This is a genomic window from Olsenella sp. KH3B4 (assembly GCA_900111695.1).
Classification (GTDB): Bacteria; Actinomycetota; Coriobacteriia; order Coriobacteriales; family Atopobiaceae; genus Tractidigestivibacter.
Genome location: FOHD01000004.1, coordinates 61,134 through 82,104, shown reverse-complemented (window position 1 = coordinate 82,104; position 20,971 = coordinate 61,134). Strand labels below are relative to the sequence as shown.

The 20,971-nt window shown below is 62.7% G+C and carries 23 protein-coding genes and 1 other RNA gene; 7 read left to right on the top strand and 17 right to left on the bottom strand.

Annotated features, from left to right (window positions below):
- Positions 1-2: 2 nt before the first annotated feature.
- Genes BMX94_RS04970 through BMX94_RS04960 form a run of 3 tightly spaced genes read left to right on the top strand, consistent with a single transcriptional unit; the run spans position 3 to position 3,537 of the window.
- Entirely contained in the window at positions 3-1,352 is a 1,350-nt protein-coding gene (locus BMX94_RS04970) for a C1 family peptidase (RefSeq protein WP_091004413.1), read from the top strand.
- Positions 1,353-1,405: 53 nt separating this feature from the next.
- Positions 1,406-2,857 carry a C1 family peptidase gene (locus BMX94_RS04965; protein WP_177171334.1) on the top strand — a complete coding sequence of 484 codons (1,452 nt, stop codon included), beginning with the start codon at positions 1,406-1,408 and terminating at the stop codon, positions 2,855-2,857.
- 53 nt (positions 2,858-2,910) lie between these two features.
- Positions 2,911-3,537 (top strand): HAD family hydrolase, encoded by a 627-nt coding sequence (locus BMX94_RS04960; protein ID WP_091004409.1) that lies wholly within the window; start codon positions 2,911-2,913, stop codon positions 3,535-3,537.
- A gap of 92 nt (positions 3,538-3,629) precedes the next feature.
- Here the strand turns inward: BMX94_RS04960 and BMX94_RS04955 are convergent, their stop codons facing one another.
- From BMX94_RS04955 to BMX94_RS04940, 4 genes are all read right to left on the bottom strand, one after another.
- A complete protein-coding gene (locus BMX94_RS04955; RefSeq protein WP_091004406.1) occupies positions 3,630-4,049 on the bottom strand; it encodes a type II toxin-antitoxin system VapC family toxin in 420 nt (139 codons plus the stop codon).
- Complete coding sequence (locus tag BMX94_RS04950; protein WP_091004404.1) at positions 4,042-4,326, bottom strand: type II toxin-antitoxin system RelB/DinJ family antitoxin; 285 nt, start codon at positions 4,324-4,326, stop codon at positions 4,042-4,044. Before BMX94_RS04950 ends, BMX94_RS04955 begins: the two co-directional genes overlap by 8 nt.
- Before the next feature lie 127 nt (positions 4,327-4,453).
- Positions 4,454-5,101, bottom strand: a complete 648-nt coding sequence (locus BMX94_RS04945) for an IMPACT family protein (protein WP_091004402.1) — start codon at positions 5,099-5,101, stop codon at positions 4,454-4,456.
- A 5-nt stretch (positions 5,102-5,106) separates the two neighbouring features.
- Positions 5,107-5,643, bottom strand: coding sequence for a PTS sugar transporter subunit IIA (locus BMX94_RS04940; protein WP_091004400.1), 537 nt, complete (start codon positions 5,641-5,643; stop codon positions 5,107-5,109).
- A gap of 118 nt (positions 5,644-5,761) precedes the next feature.
- On the opposite strand from BMX94_RS04940, the gene rnpB reads away from it, so the two are divergent.
- Positions 5,762-6,123: RNase P RNA component class A (gene rnpB, locus BMX94_RS04935), an RNA gene on the top strand.
- Between the two features lie 293 nt (positions 6,124-6,416).
- Here the strand turns inward: rnpB and BMX94_RS10505 are convergent.
- Positions 6,417-7,382, bottom strand: a complete 966-nt coding sequence (locus BMX94_RS10505) for a hypothetical protein (RefSeq protein ID WP_177171333.1) — start codon at positions 7,380-7,382, stop codon at positions 6,417-6,419.
- A 288-nt stretch (positions 7,383-7,670) separates the two neighbouring features.
- On the opposite strand from BMX94_RS10505, the gene BMX94_RS04925 reads away from it, so the two are divergent.
- Positions 7,671-9,056 (top strand): putative DNA modification/repair radical SAM protein, encoded by a 1,386-nt coding sequence (locus tag BMX94_RS04925; RefSeq protein ID WP_091004396.1) that lies wholly within the window; start codon positions 7,671-7,673, stop codon positions 9,054-9,056.
- 61 nt (positions 9,057-9,117) lie between these two features.
- A complete protein-coding gene (locus tag BMX94_RS04920) occupies positions 9,118-9,948 on the top strand; it encodes a TIGR03915 family putative DNA repair protein (RefSeq protein WP_177171332.1) in 831 nt (276 codons plus the stop codon).
- 55 nt (positions 9,949-10,003) lie between these two features.
- Here the strand turns inward: BMX94_RS04920 and BMX94_RS04915 are convergent, their stop codons facing one another.
- Positions 10,004-10,339 (bottom strand): thioredoxin family protein, encoded by a 336-nt coding sequence (locus BMX94_RS04915; RefSeq protein ID WP_177171331.1) that lies wholly within the window; start codon positions 10,337-10,339, stop codon positions 10,004-10,006.
- Between the two features lie 260 nt (positions 10,340-10,599).
- Between BMX94_RS04915 and BMX94_RS04910 the strand changes: the two genes are divergently transcribed.
- Positions 10,600-10,893: a winged helix-turn-helix transcriptional regulator gene (locus BMX94_RS04910; RefSeq protein WP_286160027.1), complete on the top strand. Its 294-nt coding sequence runs from the start codon at positions 10,600-10,602 to the stop codon at positions 10,891-10,893.
- Here BMX94_RS04910 and BMX94_RS04905 read toward each other — a convergent pair.
- From BMX94_RS04905 to murC, 11 genes are all read right to left on the bottom strand, one after another.
- On the bottom strand, positions 10,890-11,189 hold the full coding sequence (locus BMX94_RS04905) for a hypothetical protein (RefSeq protein WP_091004389.1): 300 nt from the start codon (positions 11,187-11,189) through the stop codon (positions 10,890-10,892). The two genes, BMX94_RS04910 and BMX94_RS04905, sit on opposite strands and share 4 nt — an antisense overlap.
- 498 nt (positions 11,190-11,687) lie before the next feature.
- A complete protein-coding gene (locus BMX94_RS04900) occupies positions 11,688-12,383 on the bottom strand; it encodes a DivIVA domain-containing protein (RefSeq protein WP_091004388.1) in 696 nt (231 codons plus the stop codon).
- A gap of 59 nt (positions 12,384-12,442) precedes the next feature.
- Positions 12,443-12,706: a YggT family protein gene (locus tag BMX94_RS04895; RefSeq protein WP_286160026.1), complete on the bottom strand. Its 264-nt coding sequence runs from the start codon at positions 12,704-12,706 to the stop codon at positions 12,443-12,445.
- Between the two features lie 13 nt (positions 12,707-12,719).
- Positions 12,720-13,556: a pyrroline-5-carboxylate reductase gene (proC, locus tag BMX94_RS04890; protein WP_091004386.1), complete on the bottom strand. Its 837-nt coding sequence runs from the start codon at positions 13,554-13,556 to the stop codon at positions 12,720-12,722.
- A 4-nt stretch (positions 13,557-13,560) separates the two neighbouring features.
- Positions 13,561-14,235, bottom strand: coding sequence for a cell division protein SepF (sepF, locus tag BMX94_RS04885; RefSeq protein ID WP_091004384.1), 675 nt, complete (start codon positions 14,233-14,235; stop codon positions 13,561-13,563).
- Between the two features lie 49 nt (positions 14,236-14,284).
- A complete protein-coding gene (locus BMX94_RS04880; RefSeq protein WP_091004382.1) occupies positions 14,285-15,016 on the bottom strand; it encodes a YggS family pyridoxal phosphate-dependent enzyme in 732 nt (243 codons plus the stop codon).
- A 58-nt stretch (positions 15,017-15,074) separates the two neighbouring features.
- Positions 15,075-15,881 (bottom strand): purine nucleoside phosphorylase YfiH/LACC1 family protein, encoded by an 807-nt coding sequence (locus BMX94_RS04875; protein ID WP_091004380.1) that lies wholly within the window; start codon positions 15,879-15,881, stop codon positions 15,075-15,077.
- Between the two features lie 4 nt (positions 15,882-15,885).
- Positions 15,886-17,019 carry a cell division protein FtsZ gene (gene ftsZ / locus BMX94_RS04870; RefSeq protein WP_091004378.1) on the bottom strand — a complete coding sequence of 378 codons (1,134 nt, stop codon included), beginning with the start codon at positions 17,017-17,019 and terminating at the stop codon, positions 15,886-15,888.
- A 275-nt stretch (positions 17,020-17,294) separates the two neighbouring features.
- On the bottom strand, positions 17,295-18,146 hold the full coding sequence (locus BMX94_RS04865) for a cell division protein FtsQ/DivIB (protein WP_177171330.1): 852 nt from the start codon (positions 18,144-18,146) through the stop codon (positions 17,295-17,297).
- Positions 18,147-18,476: 330 nt separating this feature from the next.
- A complete protein-coding gene (murB, locus tag BMX94_RS04860) occupies positions 18,477-19,391 on the bottom strand; it encodes a UDP-N-acetylmuramate dehydrogenase (protein ID WP_091004375.1) in 915 nt (304 codons plus the stop codon).
- A 2-nt stretch (positions 19,392-19,393) separates the two neighbouring features.
- Positions 19,394-20,851: a UDP-N-acetylmuramate--L-alanine ligase gene (murC, locus tag BMX94_RS04855; RefSeq protein ID WP_091004373.1), complete on the bottom strand. Its 1,458-nt coding sequence runs from the start codon at positions 20,849-20,851 to the stop codon at positions 19,394-19,396.
- Positions 20,852-20,971 lie beyond the last annotated feature (120 nt).

The following is a 20,971-nucleotide window of genomic DNA, read 5'->3' as shown; positions in this document are numbered from 1 at the left end:
AGATGGAGGATCTGACCAGCATCACCGCTGACGACCTCGCCGCCTCGCACGAGAACTTCTCGTCCGAGCGCGTGAACGCCGTCGCAAAGAACGCCGTCACCGCCAACGGCATCCGCGCCGCCGCGCGCCGCCCCGAGGGCGTCGCCGCCAACGCGCTGGGATTCGATATCGAGGTCACGCAGGGCGAGAGGTGCAACCAGGAGCACTCCGGCCGTTGCTGGATGTTCGCAAGCCTCAACACCATGCGCTACCGCGTCATCAAGAAGTACAACCTCAAGACCTTCGAGCTCTCGCAGGCCTATCCCCTCTTCTGGGACAAGCTCGAGAAGAGCAACTGGTTCCTCGAGAACATCCTCGACACACTTGACGAGCCTCTCGACGGCCGCCTGGTGTCGTTCCTGCTCACCGACCCCATCGGCGACGGCGGGCAGTGGGATATGTTCCGCAGCCTCGTGAAGAAGTACGGCGTGGTGCCCAAGGAGGCCATGCCCGAGACCGCCTGCTCGAGAAACACCAGCGACATGGACCGCTACCTCACGCGCTACCTGCGCGGTGCTGCCAAGCGCCTGCGCCAGAGCCACGAGGCTGGCGTCGAGGTGGCCGACCTGCGCTCCATGAAGAAGGAGATGATGGACGAGGTCTACCACCTGCTGGCCGTCTGCCTGGGGGAGCCGCCCGCGAGCTTCCCCGTGCGCCTGCGCGACAAGGACGACAAGCTCGTGCTCACCGGCACCTTCACGCCCAAGGAGTTCTTCTCGACCGCTGTTGACATGGACGTGGACGCCTATGTGTCGCTCATCAGCGCGCCCACGGCCGACAAGCCCTTTGGCCACACCTACACCGTGAGCAGGCTGGGCAACGTCTTCGAGGACCACGGCGTGCGTTACCTCAACCTCCCGCCCGCAGAGCTCAAGCGCGTGGCGATCGAGCAGCTCAGGGACAACCTGCCTGTGTGGTTTGGCTGCGACGTTATCCAGAGCTACCTGCGCGACGAGGGCATCATGGACACTGCGGCGCTCGACGTGGACGCACTCTTTGGCTTCCCCGTGGAGGGCAACATGGACAAGGCCGAGCGCCTGGACTACGGCGAGAGCCTCATGACCCACGCCATGGTGCTCGAGGGCGTGCGCCTGGACGAGAAGGGCGAGCCCACGCTCTGGAAGGTGGAGAACTCCTGGGGCAAGGACCACGGGCGCGACGGCTTTGACACGCTGTCCGACGCATGGTTCGACGAGTACGTCTACCAGGTTGTTGTTGACAAGAAGTACCTCACCGAGGAGGAGCGCCACACCTACGAGACCGAGGAGCCCACGGTGCTTGCGCCATGGGACCCCATGGGCTCGCTGGCGTAACAACAAGAATGAGACAAAGGGACAGTCCCTTTGTCTCATCGGGAAGGAACCACATGGGAAGCATTGATACGAGTTGGGCACGCGAGCAGGGGACGGCCTTTGGAGCCGAGCGTGCCAACCGAGTTGCAAGAAACGCCGTAACCTCCATGAACGTGATGGCCGCTGCGCGCGACTACACGCGTATGCGCACCTACCACGACACCTATGGGGTCTCGATCAAGCGCACCGGCGATGTCACGAACCAGCGTCAGAGCGGGCGCTGCTGGATGTTCTCGGCCTTCAACGTGGCTCGTGCAGCCACGATGGACCTGCTCGACGTGGACTCCTTCGAGTTCTCGCAGGCATTTGGCATGTTCTACGACAAGCTCGAGAAGGCCAACGCCATGCTCGACCACGTGATTGCGCTGGTCGACCGGCCCGACAACGACCGCGAGCTCGACCACGTGCTCGAGTGGGGCATGGGCGACGGCGGCTATTACTTCGAGGCCATGGACCTTATCGCCAAGTGGGGCCTTGTCCCTAAGGACGTGATGCCCGAGACCGCTTGCACCAAGAGCTCCGCCGAGATGGACGCCCAGCTCGATCGCCTGCTGCGTCGCGCCGCCTCAGACATCCGTCACGCTCACCGTGCAGGCGCCGGCGCCGGGGAGCTTGCGGCAAAGAAGGACGCCTGCATGGCCGACGTCTACCGCATGCTCTCCGTCTGCCTGGGCGAGCCGCCCGCGACCTTCGACCTGGAGGTCAAGGTTGGCAAGAAGGCCAAGGTCGACGCTGCCAAGCTCACGCCGATCCTGCCCGAGGACGCCTCAGAGAAGGCTAGCGACAAGGGCGCCGAGAAGGACACCCGCATGCTGCTCCGCGACGCCGGCATCACTCCGCGCGAGTTTGCCGAGCGCTATGTTCCCTTTGACCCCAATGACTACGTGCAGCTGGTCTGCATGCCGGGCGCCTCTCGTCCCTGGAAGACGGCGTGGCACGTCCTGCTCGAGGAGCCCATGGTGGGCGGCACCCCCAACCGCTTCCTCAACATGCCACAGGAGGTGCTGGAGCAGGCCGCCATCGCCAGCCTCAAGGCAGGCGTGCCTGTGGGCATGGACGCCGACGTCATGCAGGAGTTCCCGCGCCACATCGAGGACTTCCCCGGCGTGCTGGCAACCGACGGCCTTGACCTCGAGGGGCTCTTTGGCGTTGGCCTCAAGATGAGCCGCGAGGACATGCTTGATGTGCGCGAGACCTCCCTCACCCACGCCATGACCTTCCAAGGCGTGGAGCTGGACGACGCAGGAGAGCCCGTTGCGTGGCGCGTCGAGAACAGCTGGGGCAAGGACTCTTGCAAGGACGGCTACCTCTACATGAGCGCCGATTGGTTCCGCACCTATGGCGGCGCTGTGACGGTCATGCGCAAGTTCGTGCCCGCCGACGTGCTCGAGCTATGGGATACTGCCGAGGCCGTCGACGTTGAGCCGTGGGACGGCGTTGCCGCCGGCCTCGGCGTGAGGTCGTAGCGCCTCGCACGCAGCGCAGGCAAGATGGATCATCGCGGGTCATTGGAGGAAAGATGGCTGCTTCACAGAACACCCCCGTTCAAAACGTTGTCTTTGACATGGGCGGGGTGCTTCTCGACTTCAATGGCCCGCTGTTCTCGCACGTATTCACCACCAACGAGGAGGACGCCGCGGCACTTGACGCGGCGCTCTTCTCGAGTCCTGCGTGGCCGCTGCTTGACGCAGGTGCCATTACCGAGGAGACCATCGAGCGCATGGCGCAGGCGCGACTCCCCGAGCGACTCTGGCCAAACCTGCGCGAGTGCATGGCGCACTGGCACGAGCACCAGCCGGTCATCCCGGAGACCAGCACGCTTGTCGAGCGGCTGCACGCCGCCGGCTATGGCTGCTACGTGCTCTCAAACGCCGGCACGCGCTTCTGGAGACAGAAGGACCGCATTCCCTCCTTTCCGCTCATGGATGGTTGGGTGGTCTCGGCCTTCGAGCGCATCATGAAGCCAGATCCGGCAATCTACCTGGTGCTTTGTGACCGCTATGGCCTCGACCCCGCAACATGCCTCTTTGTGGATGACAACCCCGACAACGTTGCGGGAGCAAGGGTTGCCGGCATGCAGGCTCACCAGTTCACGAGCGCTCGGGAACTGGAGGACAATCTCAAGAGCCTTGGCCTCGAGTTCTGAGTCTTATTGGCAGCCCACCAACCCACCGCACTCAATCGATTTAACGGCGCCCCTGGTCACTTGGCCGGGGCGCTTCTCTCTGACGGCCATTTCTACCACTCCCCCACTTTCTCTAGGTACTCCGCACAGGTCACCGCCGGGACTCTTGACCCTTCGAAAGCCCTGGTGTCACGGGAGAGAATCACGTCGACACCATTGAGCTCAGCACACGCACGAATCAGCCCATCCTCGAAATCGGGCTCACCGGAACGCAGGGCAAGGTCGCATTCCTCTGCACCAAAGGGAGCGACAACCAAAAGGCCCGCGAGAAGATCGATGCAACGGCGTGCGATACTCTCCCCATATGCCTTTCCCAACACGTAATAGGCATCCTTGAGAGACATCGGCGTCACCAGACCCATGTCTCCCCCACCGTTACAGCGCTCAACGACAAGCGCCGCCTCCCGCGATTGCGGACGTCTCTCGTCCACCAGGTCGAGAAGCACATTGGTATCGAAGAGCAGCCTACTCATATCTGCTCGCAACCATATCCTTGGCTTGGGAGTCCGTAAGAGTGTCTAGCCAGTCCACCTTAGGCAAAGACGCCCTCAGCTCCATGAGCTCGCGAAGCTTTGTGGATGCCTCGTCGTGAACTTTGACCCCATCAGCAGGAATCTTGCCGGTGTCGGCGATTGCTTCCCACGTACGGCGAATCACCTCTCCTGGAGCGATGCCCTCACGCGCCAGGATTCGTTCCACCTGACGAGCGGTAAGGACGTCGATCCGTCCTGAGACAACAGTAGTGGCCATATTTCCTCCTAAGCTGTATACACGTATACAGCTTAGGAGGAAACGATGAGTCCCACGCTCCACAATTGGAACTCTTCGGAAACTGGTCGCGATTCCTCGGCGGGCGGGAGCAGGTGCCCCGGCAGCGCTAGAACTCGGCGAACCCAGGTTCGCCAACGCGACAGATGTCGTCACCGTTGGCGAAGTCAGTCACCGCAGCTACAAAGGCTTCCTCGTCCCCAGTACGAAACGCGCAGGTAAGCTGCACGTCCTCAGCAAAGACGGAGTCTCGCATGCGCCCGCCAGCATCGGCGACCATGCGCGTGATGCGGTCGTAGGCCGAGTACGGAATCTGCACCACCACTCGCGTCACAAGCGTCATCTCGACCATGCAGTCAGCCTTCTGGGCCGCCTCAACCGCTGCCTGCGTGGCAGCCGTGTAGGCGCGCACGAGCCCACCGGGACCGAGAAGCGTGCCGCCAAAGTAGCGCGTCACAACGCAGCAGACGTCCTTGAGCCCGGCGCCATGGAGAACCTCGAGCGTGGGCATGCCGGCGGTGCGGCTCGGCTCGCCGTCGTCGGAGCTCCGCTCGCGGCCATCTGCAAGAACCCACGCCGGTACGTTATGGCGTGCGTCATGGTGACGCGAGCGCACCTTCTCGATAAAGGCATTAGCTTCTGCCTCGCTAGACACATGCGCGAGCTGCGCGATGAAGCGGCTTCGACGGTCCTCAAACTCGCCCTGGACCTCGATGCCGGTCTCGAGGGTAAGGTAGCCGGTCTGCGATTGGGACATCCGCGTCACGCCCTACCGTCGAGCGTGAAGAGAGGCTCGCCGGCACGGACTTCCGCCCCGGACGCCACGGCAGGCAGGGCCTCGCCGGACGCGTTTGTCACCGAGACCATCACGATGTCATCGTGGCCGGCAGCGCGGATCTTCTCGCGGTCAAACACGATAAGGGGCGTTCCCGCAGCAACATGGGCGTCCTTCTCGACCAACACGGCAAACCCGTCGCCGCGCATTTCGACGGTGTCGACGCCCACATGGATGAGGACCTCCATACCGTCGCCAGACGTGATGCCAATGGCGTGTCCGGTTGCCACCGCCGCAGTGATGGTTCCAACAACTGGCGCATAGACCACGCCGTCAGAGGGCTCGACGGCCATCCCCGGGCCAAGCATGCCCTGCGCAAAGACTGGGTCGGGTGCCTCGGAGAGAGACTTGGCCACTCCGGTGACGGGAGCCAGGACGTACCCGGGCTCAGCCGTAGCTACTATTGCATGCGGCGTCTCCCCTACGGCACGCTTCCCCCGCGAGAGCCTGTCAAAGAATCCCATGTGAACGACCTCCCCACGGGCAATTCGCCCGTCATGCATACATACCTTGTGCAGGATACCAAGTCATTGTAGTTGCGCTACGCTGAAGCGGGCACCGTCGTGCTAGAATCACCCCTGCGAAGTGGGCCAGACGATCGCGGGGCCGGCGGCTTGCCGCAGGCCATGAGGAAAGTCCGGGCTCCACAGGGCAGGAAGCTGGCTAACGGCCAGGCGGGGTGACCCGACGGAAAGCGCCGCAGAAAAGAAGACTCCCGCTGCCCGCCTTGGCGGGTGAGAGAAAAGCTGAAACGGTGGTGTAAGAGACCACCAGCGTCGTGGCAACACGGCGGCTTGGCAAGCCCCTTCCGGAGCAAACGCAAATAGGAGCGCCATGGTGTGGCCCGCACTGCGCTCGGGTTGCGCGCTAGAGGGCGTCGGTAACGGCGTTCGTAGATAAATGATCGTCCACGACAGAACCCGGCTCATAGGCCCACTTCGCAACTTTTGCTCAGTACGGGCAACCGGCAACCTTACGACATGTCCAATCAAATCTATTGACAGGCACTTCTCAAGTCGCAGCGATTATTTGGGCCTCCCGTGCCAACCGCTGCACAAAAATCGACATTGACGGCCCAAATTCGGGTTTTCTCCTAGTATCACCTCGCAAGTGCCATTTATCTACCTGCTGCTCTGTAAAAAGTTAGATATTTCGTACTTGGTAATTCGCGAAAAAAGGGCCGTCAATGTCGATTTTTGTGCACGGGATCACGCTTCCAGTGTCCGCGTGACTGGAATCAAAAGAGCCGAAACTGCGGGTTTGTGAGCATGCAATATAGCGTCTTCTGAGCTAAGAGTTGTTTTTCATTGTATGTTTTATGCCTAATCCCAAAATTGTTCTCAACTAGCCACCAAAAGTCCTGGTACAGCTCAAACGTCTTGATCTGTCCCCACGTCGCAGAGACCACTTTAATCCCCGCCGCCTCGATTACATTCCGACGCGTACTCGTATGGTCAAGACGATACCTGCCCGTGTGGAAATCATAGCTGTCGTATTCGATGTCCCCCTTCACCGACTCGTAGTACAGGTCACCGTACAGCTCGTCCGCCGACATGAGGCTTTGGAGCCTTTCCGGCACAAGAATTCGCTGATTCGCGGCCACTTGAGGCATCATCCTCCCGCCGAGTACTGGAGGAAGGGAGCTTGTAAGCGCAAGCAGTGTTTCGATCGGCGACGCTGTGTTTTGAACAACATACTTCAGGGCACGACGTGCCTTGTTGAGCCCATATGCCCCAGGCACGAGATCCAAGAATGACGCTATGTCCTCTGGAGTAGTGAGGGAATCTCGAGGCCCGGCGTAACCTCTACCCTCATCTGAGATAGAAAAGCCACCACAGAGATAGCATCCAATAACGGCAAGATCTTGAATGTCCCTGCACTGAGCCATGAGGAGATATGTAAGCTCGGGAGACGCCACCCCAACTGTGCCCGCCAGCAATCGGAAGGAACCCCTGGGCAACGTAGATGAGAGCTGATGCTCCCGCACCCCAGGGGTTGATCTTCGTCCGCGCTTACCTGACACGAGCAGGTGAAGCGGTCGTTCTTCAGAACACTCGAACGGCAGTGGGCTCGAGATGACCTCACCCTTATTGGCCGTCGCATTGGCAAGGGTCGTGTCGGGTGAACAATCTGGGAGGCACTCGTCTCCTCTCTTCGTAAGCCAATACCGCAACGCCGACTCATGCCCCAAATACAGTCCCATGCCAGACCCTTTCCTCGATTGCCGAAGAAGGTAGCAGGACGCGTCTGCACTTTTCTGACATTCTTCGAACCGCCCGCAGACAGACAGCTGTCACGGTTTTAGAAATAGCCAGCCAGATAGGAGCGTTTTTTCATGCCAGTACCAACGAAAACCGCGAGGTCGAAATGGGACGTGATTCAAGGGCACACGTTGCGATGACTTCATATTAGAACTCTTGTACTACTCGCGCGTGCGATGTAGACTTGAGTGGAACATTCGTTCTGTTACTGCGTCATACCAGGAGGTGCCATGGACAAGCTCACCAAGCTGGGAATTCTCGCCGAGGCAGCGCGCTTTGACGCGGCGTGCACCTCGTCTGGCGTAACGCGGGGGCCGCGCGAGGGCATGGTGGGCGATGCCTGCGCGAGTGGATTGTGCCATTCCTTCTCGGCAGACGGGCGCTGCATCACTTTGCTCAAGGTGCTCATGTCAAACGCGTGCAGCTTCGACTGCGCCTACTGCGTCAACCGCCGTGGTGCCAGCTGCCCTAGGGCAACGTTCGAGCCACGGGAGCTTGCGGAGCTCACCCTTGACTTCTACAAGCGCAACTACATCGAGGGGCTGTTTCTCTCCTCGGCAGTCCTGGGCAACCCGGATAACACCACCGAGCGCATGATTGCCTGCCTGGAAGCGCTTCGGGGAGAGTTCCGCTTCAACGGGTACGTCCATGCCAAGGTAATTCCGGACACCTCCCCAGAGCTTGTAGACCGGCTGGGGCGCCTCGCTGACAGGCTCTCCGTGAACCTTGAGCTTCCCAGCAGGGCCTCGCTCACGGCACTCTGTCCGGACAAGGATGCCTCCTCCGTCATGGCACCTATGGCACAGATTGCCACCACAAGACGCGAGGAAGAACGGCAGCTACTCGACTCCCCCGCCGGCAAAAGGGCTTTGGCGAGAAGGAGTGGACGGTCGTCCAGCCATGTTTCCGAGGGGATGCAGGTCACCTCGGCTGGGGCACGCTACACGCTCGGCCGGCCTGCGAGTGCCGTTCCCAATGCGCTCCGCAAGTTTGTGCCGGCAGGCCAGTCCACGCAGCTCATCATTGGGGCCACCCCCGAGGACGACAACCACATCCTGCAGCTCTCGAAGTCCCTGTATGACCACTACGGCCTTAAGCGCATCTTCTTCTCGGCATACATGCCCATGGTCGAGGATAGCCGCCTGCCAGACCGCGAGACACCCGTGCCCCTTCGGCGCGAACACCGCCTCTACCAGGCGGACTGGCTCATGCGCTACTACGCATTCACGCCAGACGAGCTGGCAACGCCCAGCCGTCCCTGGCTCGACCTCGACGTTGACCCAAAGCTTGCCTGGGCACTTGCCCACATGGAGCGTTTCCCCATTGAGGTCATGGACGCATCGCTCGAGATGCTGCTGCGCGTGCCCGGCATTGGCCCGGTTGGGGCAAGGCGCATACTTGCCGCTCGGCGCACTAGGCGGCTCTGCCTGGATGACCTGCAAGGGCTTGGCATTGCATTCAAGCGGGCGTGCTACTTTGTGACGTGCGGTGGCAAGCGAGACCAGGCAGCGCCGCTCGACGCGGACCTCATCCGGCGAAAGGTGGTGAGCGATGCCGCAGGGAGCAAGTACAACTCAGCCAGACGACAAGCAGAGGGACAGCTTAGCCTGTTCTAGCCTGCGTGCACCCGCCACAAAGGGCAATGTCGTAGAACGCGCGACGGCAGAGGCTTCCTCCGTGCTCGCGTGCGGCGAGGCCGTTGTCGTGTGCTGTGAACGTACCGCAGAATCCGTGCTTGCCGCCATTGGAGTCACGTATCTCTCACACGCAGACCCCCATCGAGTTAGGCTTGTCGCCACAGACAAGGCACAGGCGCGCATTGGCGAGAAAGTCATTGCCCTTGGAGATGAGGACGATGGCTCCGTTGTGGCGCTGGCAAAACGGGTGTATGCGGGCTTCGAAAGGAGCTGTGGCACCACTTGCGCACGTCGCGTTGTTCTTGCCTGCGCGGCAGACGAGAGCGGCATGCCGGAGGCAGTCCATCGCTACCTGCGGCTCGGCTTCTCGGAGGGAAAGCGTCTCTACGAGGATGTCGGCGCACCAGAAGCGCTGGCCTTCGCCAAGTTGGTACAGCGCGTCTCCTCGGAGTGCGAGCACACGCGCCAATTCGTGCGTTTTGTTCGCCTACCGGACGGAACCTTCGTCTCGGTCTTCGAGCCCAATGAGAACACGTTGCCACTTGTCTGCTGTCACTTTGCCAGACGCATGAAGGAGGACCGCTTTGTGATTGTCGACCCACGTCACCTCGTAGCCATCTTCCACGAGCCAGGGGACGCCAGCTGTGCCGTGGTGGGTCTCGATGGGGAGACCGCTGCTATGCTTGCCTCGCGCGTGGACGAGGCGGACGAGCGCGAGCGCCTGGTCCAAGCCCTGTGGCAGCGCTTCTATCGGGCCATGGAGCTTCCCGGACGAGGGGCCGCCAGCCGAGGGTATGACCTTCGGGCCTCGTGGATGCCCAAGCGTTTCTGGCACGGGCTACCGGAACTTGACCCCAGGTTGCGGAGATAAACAACCAGCCAAAGACTGGCACCGCTCGCTGGGCTACGAACCAGGATGGTGTAGCTCAGGAGCGAATTTCATCACTTTCCTGCATGAGCCTCTCTACGCGCTCCGCCCTGTCCAGGAACTCCTCGAGGCTAAAGTAACCTGCAGCTTCTGCCCAGAGCCTGCCTTGCGCGTAGAAACGAAGCGTCGGTGCCGAGAGGACATCCGCTTGGGCAGCGAGTGCAGGATGCTCGTCAAGCGAGACGTATACGGCATCCACTGGAAGATGCCCCGGCTCCTTGCTCCTCTCGTTAAGCCAGCGATTAACCTTCTGACGGATCGCTCTGCACGGTGCGCAGGAAGCAGTCCCAAACTGTACAAGTGCCAGAGGAGAGTTGGCAATGACATCCTCCAACCGCTCTCCCGGCACAAGCGCTCTTAATTCCATGCCAAGGCTAAAGCTGGGCATCGACGCGACCTTTGAACTCTGATATTGGCATCGCACCAACCATCTGATCGACAACTTTACCGTTCTTCAGGATAAAGCAGGCTGGGGATGCTCATGACATTGAATGCTCGGGCACGCTCGGGCTACTCGTCAGAATTGACCTTTCCGACCATGAGTTTCCCCTCGTACTCGTAAGTATCACCGGATCGGGCTGCGCCCTGAGGCGCGTGCTCGACGCAGTTGGTGGCAAATGGAAGATTCTGCTTCTTGTTGCGCTTTCACAGAAGGAGGAATTGCGCTACGGCGAGCTCAGGAGACTCGTATTCGGCATCACGAATACGATGCTTGCCTCGTCTCTCAAGGACCTCGAAGCAGACGGGCTGGTGAACAGGAAACAATACGACGAGATGCCGGTACGTGTTGAGTACAGTCTCACGCCTCGTGCCCGTACCCTCATCCCCATCCTGATGGAACTCAAGGATTGGGGAGAGATCCACCTGATGGGCGATGCGACTGACTAAACGGCACGGCCAAAGCCGTCGCCTACGTAGACGTGCGCGAAGAGGAGAAGGAATATCGTCCAGTGCAGCAAAGCGTCGATGCAGGAGACTGGTTTTTTCAACCTCACCAACACGGCCGGGACGTTGAGCCTCACCGTAGAGAACATGGACATTTCGAAAGTGGCGCTAATCCGAGTCGCGGCAAGGTTCTCGTCGGCAATCTTGCCAGTATTTGGCGCTACCGCGCTGGGGACAACCGCATCGTACGCGACATAGGGGACGAGGTTCTCATCGTCCTCGTCGTTGGGATGACGCATAGAACCAGCGCTTATCGGCACAGATGACGCCCGCAAGTACATTAGGTCGTGGGCATGCAGTTCTGCGCGTACGTGATAGTTTCCTAGTTTGATTACCAGACAGATTGGCACTGTTCCAGAACCGATGGACGAATCGGGGGACCGCAGGCCTGACGGAATTTGCCGACCGGCAACAACGTACTCCCCACCGGGCTCCATCCCCACAAAAGCGCACACGAAAACAATTCGGGCTTCTCGCCTGGAGCGTTTTCCCAGGAAACTGGTAGTAACCGGTCTTTTTCGTGTGCGCTTTTGCGGATGGCGCGTGGAACGGGCTAATACCCCAGCCTGATTGGTGCTGCCCTCAGATTGGCGCTGCTCTTCAACGCATGCACGACGCACCGTCCAATGAGCGAGGAGTGGCGAGAAAAGCGCACCACAAAAAGGGAGACCCCAAGCTGGGGCCTCCCCGTCACATCAAGGTTGTGCTCGTCGTTCTCGCCAGGCGAATCGTCCAGGCTAGTCCAGGTCACCGAAGTCGGTCTGGAAGGATGCGTTGCCCGAAGCGGTAGAACCAGCGGGCGTCGTAGCGGGCGCCGCGGGTGCGCTCGCGGCAGGACGGGCGGCCGGTACGACGCCAGAGCCGTTGGGAGCCGTGGAGAGCGACTGCTGGGGGAACACGGAGTCCGCGTCGTCCATGAAGTGCTGCAGGAGCTTCTTGTACTCGCTGCGGAAGTCCTCGCGGGACTGCTTGAGGCGGTCAATCTCGTCCAGCTCGTTCTGCTTCTCGGCAAGCGCCTGGCGAATGACCTCACGGGCCTTCTGGTCGGCCTCGTTGCGGATGCGCTCCGCGTTGTCGCGCGCGTCAGCAACGAGCTTGTCGGCGCTCTGCTGGGCAACGATGAGCACGCGAGAGATCTGGCTCTCGGATGCCGCAAGGTCATCCGGAGCGGCGGGGGTAGGAGCAACAGAGGTGACTTCCATGCGCTCGGGGGCGGCATTGAGCTGCTCCTCGAGGCTGGCAACCTGAGCCTGGGAAGCAGAAAGCTGCTGCTCAGCGGTATTCAGGCGACCCTTGAGGTCTGCGATCTTCTGGAGCATCGCATCAACCTCGCTGGAGATCTGCTCGAGGAAGGCGTCGACCTCCTCGGGGTCGTAGCCGTGCTTCGAGGGAGAGAAGGTCTGCTGCTCGATATCTGCTGGTGTGATTGCCATCTTTGTCCCTTTCACTTCGACTCGTCGCCCCGGGCAGCGCCCGTCAAGCGGCAATGACATTACAAAAGTATAGCCAGAAGCAGGCGCTCTATGGCCTCAAGAGCGAAGATCGCCACAATGGGCGAAAAGTCTATACCTCCCAGCGGCGGGATGAAGCGCCTGAAGATTCCCAGCCACGGCTCAACGATCATGCCTATGGCGCCGCGGAAGTCATCGAGCAGGCCAGAGCCTCGCGGAATCCACGAGAGCACGCACCAGATGATGACCAAGATGTTGTAGATGCGGAAGAGCTGGACAATTAGGTTGGCTATCGTGTAGTTCAAGTGGTCCTCGCTGTCAGTCGTCGGTAGTCTTGCCGCCTGCCGCCTTAGAGAGCTCGCAGGTACGACGCAGCGCCGCGTCGACCCCTGCACAGGCAACCTCAAACATACCCGACTCCATCGCGCGCAAACCCGCGGCCGTCGTGCCGCCGGGAGACGTCACTTTCTCCATATACGCGCGCGGGTGCTCGCCCGAAGCCAAGAGCTGCTCGGCCACGCCACGCATGGTGGAGAGCACAAGCTCCCGACAGGCCGCGGCAGGAAGGCCGCGCTCCACGCCGGCACGCGTGAGGTCGTCGACGAGGAGAGCCACGTACGCTGGCCCACAACCCACCACAGCGCCCTCGGCATCCAGCTGGTCCTCACGCAGCACCACAGCGCTTCCCAAGGCCGAGAAGATCGTCAGCGAGAGGTCCAGGTCCTCCTTGGTGGCACGAGACCCCGGACAGACAGCCGTCGCGCCCGAGAGCACCTGCACGGGCAGGTTGGGCATGGCGCGCACCACGCGGGACGAGGCAAGCGACGCCTCGAGCGAGGCCACCGAGACGCCTGCGGCGATGGAGATCACCAGACGTCCGGCAAGGCCGTCCGTGTGCTCGGCAAGGACCCCAAGAAGCACCTGGGGCTTCACAGCAAGGACAACCGTGTCAGGGTCCTGGGCGAGAAGCTCCCCGTTGCTGGTGAAGGTCTTGATGCCAAGCTCGGCCAGCGGCGCGAGCTTACCTGCGGAGGGGTTGGAGACAAGGACGCGCTCGGGCGCGGCGGCACCGGAGGCCACCAGTCCGCGCGCGATGGCAGACCCCATGGACCCAGCGCCTATGACGCCTATGACTTGCTCGATCTTCTCAGCCATGACGCTACGCCTCGAGGTCGCCGTCAGCGACGAGCTTGTCGATGTCACCCTGGGTGAGCTCGATGCCTGCGGGCAGCACCGCAAAGACGCGGTCACCGAGCGCCTCGACCGAGCCGGCAACGCCGTAGCTCAGGCCGTAGCAGAAGTCGAGGATGCGCTTGGCGGTCTCGATGTTGGTGCCCTTGAAGATGAGGATGACGGGCTGGTTGGTGCGCACGCGCCTCACCACGGACTGCACGTCGTCGTACGAGACGGGACGCAGCACGTAGGGAGGAAGCTGGCCGGAGGTCACACGAGACGACGAGCTGCCACGGCCGAGGTCTGCAGGCGCCGCCGGAGCGGGGCTTGGCGCCGGAGGCTCGTACGTGGGCCGATAGGTGGGCTCAGGAGGCTCTGCGTACGCGGAGCGGGACCGTGTGTCGCGCTGATCGGCATAGGCCGCGGCGGGGTTCTGCGTCACCGGGCGACCGGAACGCGTGTAGACCGAGACGCTCTCGGCCTCGGGGCGCGAAGTGTTGCCAAGGAGCTTGGTCGCGCTGCCCGTGGGACGACGGTCGCCATAGCCGCGCTCGCGGTCACGGTCGCGCTGCTCGTCGTCGCCCTCGTAGTAGTCGTCCTCGTAGTCGTCGTAGCCGTCGTCCCTACGGAAACGATCCCTGATGTTGTCGAGGAAGCCCATGATTCCCCCATCCGTATCGCGGGGTCCAACACCCCGCCCCATTGCCAGATTAACCCAGAACGTACCTGGGATCGAACACCGTTCTGCCAAGCCGCACGATTGTGGAGCCCTCCTCGACCGCAATCGGGAAGTCGTCGCTCATGCCGCACGAGAGGACCGGCAGCTCAAGGCCGCCGCGGGCGGCAAGCTCGTCGCGCAGCTCGCGCAGACCGGAGAAAGTCCTTCTCGCCGCGTCCATGTCGTGCGCCGGCGCCATGGTCATGAGGCCGTGAACGCGCAGGGCAGGAAGCGCCAGGATATCCTCGAACGACGCGCGGACCTCGTCGGGCGAGAAGCCGGACTTTGACTCCTCCCCTGAGACGTTTACCTCCAGAAGCACGTCGCTCGTCAGATTGTGGCCCACGCCGCGCTTGGAGATGGCCTCGGCCAGGTGGAGCGAGGACACCGAGTGGATGAGTGTCACGTTGCCCACGACCTCGCGCACCTTGTTGGTCTGCAGGTGGCCAATCATGTCAAAGCGCGCGCCGGCCATCTCGGGATACGCAGCGATGCCCGCAAGCTTGCGGACAAGCTCCTGGGGGCGGTTCTCGCCAAAGGCGCGATACCCTGCCTTCCAGGCAAGGTCGACCTGCGGCACATCAACGGTCTTAGAGACGGCGAGAAGCTCGACCTCCGCCGGGTTGCGCCCGGCACGAGCGGCAGCCTCGGCTATGCGCTGGAGGATCTCCTCCCTGCGCTTGACGAGAAACGCCGCGTAGCGCTCGTCCTCTGTTTCGTCCATCGGTGACCAGCTCCCATAAACTCGATGAAAAACCACGCCCCGCAGGGGGCATCCCTCGCTACTCCCCCGCCATCACGGCCATGGCGCCGTGGCGCCCGCATGACCCGTGCTCGGCCCGGTACGAGAAGAACCTCTCGGTTGCCGACGCGGTCGAGACATCACAACAGGCGATGGAGCGTCTGGGCACCCCGGCGTCCAGGAGCGCGCCTACAACGGCAGCCCCAAGGTCGAGGTTGCGCTCGCCCCAGATGACGCCAGGTCCAAACTCGGCCGAGAAGCGCGCGGCAAGCTCGGGAGAGACCTCGTAGTCCTCGCGCCCGATGTGGGGACCAACGTAGGCGAGGACCTGCGAGACGGACGAACCGGTCTCCGTGGCAAGGGTCCGCGCCGCCTTGGCGCCTATCCGGGCGATGGTTCCCCGCCATCCGGAGTGCGCCACGGCAAAGCCACCGGGCGCCACGAGGATCACGGGCACGCAGTCCGCAAAGCAGAGCAGCACGGGCACCTTGGTGGCCGTGCAGACGATTGCGTCTGCACCCGACGCGGCATCGGCCTGGGCGGTGCGAACGGAGCCCGTCTCTGCGGATCGAACCACGACAATCCTGTCGCCATGCACCTGGTGTGGGTTCACGAGCGCGTCAGCACAGCCCTCCGCACCAAGCGCGACAAGGGCGCGACGGCGGTTCTCGGCCACCGAGGACGGATCGTCTCCACAGGCGTTACCCAGGTTGAGGGAGGCGTAGTCGCCCTTGGAGACGCCGCCCGTACGCTCCGTGAACGCAAGAGAGACCCCCTGGGGGACGGAAACGTCCCCCAGAAGGGTCACACCGTGCGACTGGTACCTTGTGAGCGTGGGCTCGGACATGGCTCTAGATGCGGCTGCGCTTCAGGAAGTCAGGGATATCGAACTCCTTGTTGTCGCCGCTCGCCGCAGGGGCAGCGGGACGGCTCGCGGGAGCCGGCGCGCTGTAGGGGCGCTGCTTGGACTTGGGTGCCTGGGACTGCGGGCGGGCCACCGGCATGGTGGGCAGCGTGGGCTGGATGTTGGCGTCGTTGAAGCCGGTAGCGATGACGGTGACGCGCACCTGGTCACCGAGGGACTCGTCGACGACGGTACCAAAGATGATGTTGGCCTCGGGGTCGACGTTCTTGGCGACAAGGTCTGCCGCGTCGTTGATCTCCTGGATGCCGAGGTCCTTGTTGCCGGCAATGGAGAGCAGCACGCGCGTGGCGCCATCGGTAGAGGTCTCGAGCAGCGGGCTGGAGATGGCCTCGGAGGCAGCGTCGGTTGCGCGAGAATCGCCGGAGGCGGTGCCAATGCCCATCATGGCCGTGCCCGCACCCTTCATGATGGTGCAGACGTCTGCAAAGTCGAGGTTGATGAGGCCGGGGACGGTGATGAGGTCCGTGATGCCCTGAGTGCCCTGGCACAGGACGTCGTCGGCCATGCGGAAGGCTTCGAGCATGGTGGTCTTCTTCTCGGAGAGGTCGAGCAGGCGGTCATTGGGGATCACGATGAGCGTGTCGACGTTCTCGGAGAGGTTCTTGATGCCCTCTGAAGCGGAGTTGTAGCGCTTGCGGCCCTCGAAAGAGAAGGGCTTGGTGACGACGCCCACGGTAAGGGCGCCCACGTCATTCTTGGCGATGTCGGCAACGATGGGCGCCGCACCGGTGCCCGTGCCGCCACCCTCGCCAGCGGTGATGAAGACCATGTCGGAACCGGCGAGCGCCTGCTTGATCTCGTCGCGGCTCTCCTCGGCGGCCTCCTGGCCAACCTCGGGGTTGGCACCGGCGCCCAGGCCCTTGGTGATGTCGGTGCCAATGTGCACCTTGATGTCAGCATCGGAGATGGCGAGCGCCTGGGCATCGGTGTTGATGGCGACAAACTCGACGCCGCGGATGCCCTCCTCGATCATGCGGTTCACGGCGTTGGTGCCGCCGCCGCCCACGCCAACAACCTTAATCACGGCGAGATAGTTGCTGGGGACCTCGGTGTCCTTCATCGTTTCCTCCTCGTTGGCGGCGGCCCTGTGCCAGCGCCCTTGCTGGTGCGTTCGTGCTTCGCTCATGTAACGTTTTTCTACCAGCCCCATGAAAAGCGCTGGTAGAAACCCTAAACCTCAGGTTAAGCCAGATGCTCCCCACGAAGCGACGTATATTTGCACATTGGGTGTGGTCTCGTCAAACACTTTGTGCAAACGGTGAAAATCGCAGGTAGACACCATGGTCTTAGACGACAAAAACACTCAAGTAAGGCTTGAGACTAAGAGGTTTTGCCTCAGGTAGTGCTCTGTGTGGACGCGTTCGAACTTGTCGAGGCAGTCTCCGAGGAGCCCGTGGCACCCGTGCCTGCGGTCACGTTGGAGGACTCGATTTTTCGGTACGAGGGACTCGAGGGCACGCGAACGTTGATATAGGTAAGTTCATCCGGATACTCGGCAAGCAGGCTCTGGACAACCTCTTCCTTGGAGGAAATGTCCGAGGGGGACCCAAGCGAGATCTCCACGCCGCTTGCAAGGACGCACGAGATGCTCGCCTCGCTGGGAGCCGTGAAGCTCACGATCTGGGACGCGAAGTCAGACGAGAACCCGTCGAGGTAGCTGCGGACGGCAGTTATCACGTCATCGGTAGCCTTGGAGCCCGCCACCGGATCGACGGTTGCGGGTACCCCGGTGATGAGGATGGCCCCCACTGACGTAGCCTTCTCGAGGGCGACGTCGTCTGCGGACTGATTGTCGGATACGTCGAGATTGACGGGCTCGAGCCAGACATCGCCCTCCCCCAGGTACCACGCGACGCTTCGCGAGCTCATGACCACGACCGCCTCAACCGTGCGCTCGGTGACGGAGATCTTGAGCTTGTCGGGAAACTCGCGCTCCACACTCACCGACTCCACCCAGGGGTTCTTCAGAAGGTTCTGGGTAATCGCGTTGGTGTCCACGTTGAGCAGGGTCGTGCCCTCCTCGACGTTAGCAAGCTTCTGGATGTCATCGGCGCTTACGTGGTCGCTCGCCACGGCATCGATCGAGGTGATCTGGAAGGTCGAGGTGTTGCTCAGGACGAGAAACACCACCCCAAGGGCGGCAGCGACAAGACCAACGACAATCGCGACGCGCAGGGCAATGCCCATGGCATCCGCGGTGCGAACCTCTCGTGCGCGCGCCTCTCTGGCCTCACGCCCGCCCTGTGGCCGAGGTGCCCTCTGCGGCCGGAGGGCAGACAGTCGCTCCCGCCTGGACCCCGACGTCGAGACAGGCCTCGCCGGATTGGGCCTTGGCGCGGCCTTAGACCTGCGCTCAGGCTTTGGGGAGGGTTTGGGAGCTCGCGTTGGACGCGCGGCACGGACACGCGGTGCGGGGGTAGGGCGCGAGGGGCGAGCGGGACGCCCCTGCGTTGGCCGCCTCGTCGCCTTGCGCGCCGTTGGCCTTCTTCTCTCGTCTGACGCCATGCCGTGCTCTCCCTATGCCCCAAACCCGAGCAGCTTGACCTCGGGCTGGAGGTCAATCTCATACTTGTCGCGCACGGCATCGTGGACGTGGCGCATGACCTCCACCACGTCGTGGGCATGCGCGCCGCCGTCGTTCACGATGAAGTTGGCGTGGACGTCAGAGACCACTGCCCCACCCACGCGGTAGCCCTTGAGGCCGCAGGCCTCGATCATGACCGCAGCGGAACGCGAGCCCGGGTTCCTGAAGACCGAGCCGCAGCAGGGCCTTCCCATGGGCTGAGACTGGCTGCGACGGCGCAGCCTCTCCTCCACGTCATGCGCGATGGCGTCATGGTTGCCCGGCTGAAGACGGAACGTGGCCTCGAGGACAATCTCGGTGGTGGGAAGCGAGGTCACGCGGTAGCCCCACTCGACCTCGGAGGCGGCGTGGCGCACCAGCCCCTTGCCCGGCCGCAGGCTCACCACGTCCTCGATGACGGCGCCCACCCACTCGTGGCGGGTCCCCGCGTCCATCGAGACGGCCCCACCCACGGTGCCGGGGATGCCGGCGCAGAACTCGAGACCCGTCAGCGAGCGCTTCATGGCCTCAGAGACGAGCTTCGAGAGCGGAAGGGCGGCACCTGCCGTCACGTGGCCGTCCTCGGCAAAGCTCATGCGCGAGAACTCGCGGCCCAGCGTGATGACACAGCCGTCGTAGCCGGCGTCGGCGGCAAGAATGTTGGAGCCCTTGCCCATGACGACCCAGGGCACGCGCTCGGCACGCAGGACCTCGACGGTCTTGAGCAGGGCCTCGTAGGTGTTGGCGCACACGAACAGCGCGGCGGGCCCGCCGATGCGGTACGTCGTGCGGTGGGAGAGCCGCTCGCCACGAATCACGTCTGCGTCAATGGCCCCTGAGAGGCTCATGTATGCGTTGAAGACGCTCACGCCTACCTCTCGTCTTTCTTCTCGTCACGCTCGCGCATGGCGGCAATGAACGCGGGGCCAATCTGGGTAACGTCGCCCGCGCCCTGCGTGATGAGCAGGTCGCCCGGACGGCAGGTGTCGCAGAGGTTCTGGATGAGCTCGTGGCGGTTGGGGACATAGGCCACGTCGGGCACCGTGCCCGCCGCCTCGACCTGGGACGAGACGGTCTTGCCGGAGATGCCCGGAATGGGCATCTCGCCTGCCGAGAACACGTCCATCACGCGCAGGACGTCCACCTTGTCAAAGGCATGCGCAAAGAGCGGCTCGAGCGCCTTGGTGCGGCTGTAGCGGTGCGGCTGGAACACGCAGACAATGCGGTCGAAGCCCAGCCGCGAGGCGGCGTCGAGCGTGGCGGCAATCTCGGTGGGATGGTGGCCGTAGTCGTCCACCACGGTGACGCCATCGATGTCGCCCACGTGGGTGAAGCGCCTGCGCGCCCCCTTGAACTCGGAGAGCTTCTCGGCCGCCTGGGTAAGGTCTGCTCCCAGGACGTCGGCCACGGCGATGGCGGCCGTCGCGTTTGCCATGTTGTGGCGGCCGGGGTTCGACTTGATGGTCACGTCGACCGAGACGCCGGAGGGAGCCTTCACGGAGAAGCGCATGGCCAGGCGGTGCGGCGCCAGCCCCTCCTCGGGGGTGCAGACGTAGTCGTTGCCCTTGTCGAAGCCGTAGGTTACCACGTGACGGCCGGTCGAGCGGGCAAGCTCCACGTAGTGGGGATTGTCGCCGTTCACGACAACAGTGCCGTCCTCGCCAACCAGGCCCATGAAGGTGCAGAAGGTCTTCTCGATGTTCTCGAGGGTGCCGTAGTGGTCGAGGTGGTCGGCCTCGATGTTGGTGACAACCACCACGTTGGGGTTGAGGTAGAGGAAGGAGCCGTCGGACTCGTCCGCCTCGCAGACAAAGTAGCCGCCCTCACCGTTCCGGCCGTTGGTGTCGTAGCCCTCTACCACACCGCCAATGAGGAACGAGGGGTCCCAGCCAAGACGGTCGAGCATCGTTGCGATCATGGACGACGTGGTGGTCTTGCCGTGCGTGCCGGCAACGGCAACGGTGATGGCGTTATTGGAGAGGTACGAGAGCATCTTGGCGCGCGGCCAGATGGGAATGTCCAGCTCGCGGGCACGAACGACCTCGGGGTTGGTCTCGGGGATGGCGCTCGAGGTCACCACGACCTCGGGAGAGACGCGGTCGATGGTCGCAGCGTCATGGCCAATGGTCACGTCGATACCCGCGTCCTCAAGCTCGCGCACGTAGTGGGAGCTCTTGAGGTCGGAGCCGGTAACCTTGCAGCCGCGCTTGTTGAGCACGAGGGCGATGCCGCTCATGCCCGCACCGCCAATGCCCACGAAGTGGGCGCTCGCAATGGTCTTGCCCTTCTCGACGGCATCTTCGCCGGACTTCTCCACGATGTCTGCCATGGCTTCCCCTTCCAAAGGTGCGCGGCGAGAAGACCCGCCGCAGAAACTGGTTCGCCTAACCCATTCACTCTAGCCCATGGGCGACCCGTCGCGCCCCACGGCGTCAAGCCGCCACGGACT

Bases quoted from the DNA above. Each gene is read 5' to 3' on its own strand.
- BMX94_RS10505 (WP_177171333.1), bottom strand. From the start codon at position 7,382: ATGGGACTGTATTTGGGGCATGAGTCGGCGTTGCGGTATTGGCTTACG.
- BMX94_RS04945 (WP_091004402.1), bottom strand. From the start codon at position 5,101: ATGTCCCAATCGCAGACCGGCTACCTTACCCTCGAGACCGGCATCGAG.
- BMX94_RS04970 (WP_091004413.1), top strand. From the start codon at position 3: ATGGAGGATCTGACCAGCATCACCGCTGACGACCTCGCCGCCTCGCAC.
- BMX94_RS04960 (WP_091004409.1), top strand. From the start codon at position 2,911: ATGGCTGCTTCACAGAACACCCCCGTTCAAAACGTTGTCTTTGACATG.
- ftsZ (WP_091004378.1), bottom strand. From the start codon at position 17,019: ATGAAGGACACCGAGGTCCCCAGCAACTATCTCGCCGTGATTAAGGTT.
- murC (WP_091004373.1), bottom strand. From the start codon at position 20,851: ATGGCAGACATCGTGGAGAAGTCCGGCGAAGATGCCGTCGAGAAGGGC.
- BMX94_RS04955 (WP_091004406.1), bottom strand. From the start codon at position 4,049: ATGAGTAGGCTGCTCTTCGATACCAATGTGCTTCTCGACCTGGTGGAC.
- BMX94_RS04865 (WP_177171330.1), bottom strand. From the start codon at position 18,146: ATGGGCATTGCCCTGCGCGTCGCGATTGTCGTTGGTCTTGTCGCTGCC.
- BMX94_RS04880 (WP_091004382.1), bottom strand. From the start codon at position 15,016: ATGGACGAAACAGAGGACGAGCGCTACGCGGCGTTTCTCGTCAAGCGC.
- BMX94_RS04940 (WP_091004400.1), bottom strand. From the start codon at position 5,643: ATGGGATTCTTTGACAGGCTCTCGCGGGGGAAGCGTGCCGTAGGGGAG.
- BMX94_RS04905 (WP_091004389.1), bottom strand. From the start codon at position 11,189: ATGCGTCATCCCAACGACGAGGACGATGAGAACCTCGTCCCCTATGTC.
- sepF (WP_091004384.1), bottom strand. From the start codon at position 14,235: ATGGGCTTCCTCGACAACATCAGGGATCGTTTCCGTAGGGACGACGGC.
- BMX94_RS04965 (WP_177171334.1), top strand. From the start codon at position 1,406: ATGGGAAGCATTGATACGAGTTGGGCACGCGAGCAGGGGACGGCCTTT.
- BMX94_RS04950 (WP_091004404.1), bottom strand. From the start codon at position 4,326: ATGGCCACTACTGTTGTCTCAGGACGGATCGACGTCCTTACCGCTCGT.
- BMX94_RS04925 (WP_091004396.1), top strand. From the start codon at position 7,671: ATGGACAAGCTCACCAAGCTGGGAATTCTCGCCGAGGCAGCGCGCTTT.
- BMX94_RS04900 (WP_091004388.1), bottom strand. From the start codon at position 12,383: ATGGCAATCACACCAGCAGATATCGAGCAGCAGACCTTCTCTCCCTCG.
- proC (WP_091004386.1), bottom strand. From the start codon at position 13,556: ATGGCTGAGAAGATCGAGCAAGTCATAGGCGTCATAGGCGCTGGGTCC.
- BMX94_RS04875 (WP_091004380.1), bottom strand. From the start codon at position 15,881: ATGTCCGAGCCCACGCTCACAAGGTACCAGTCGCACGGTGTGACCCTT.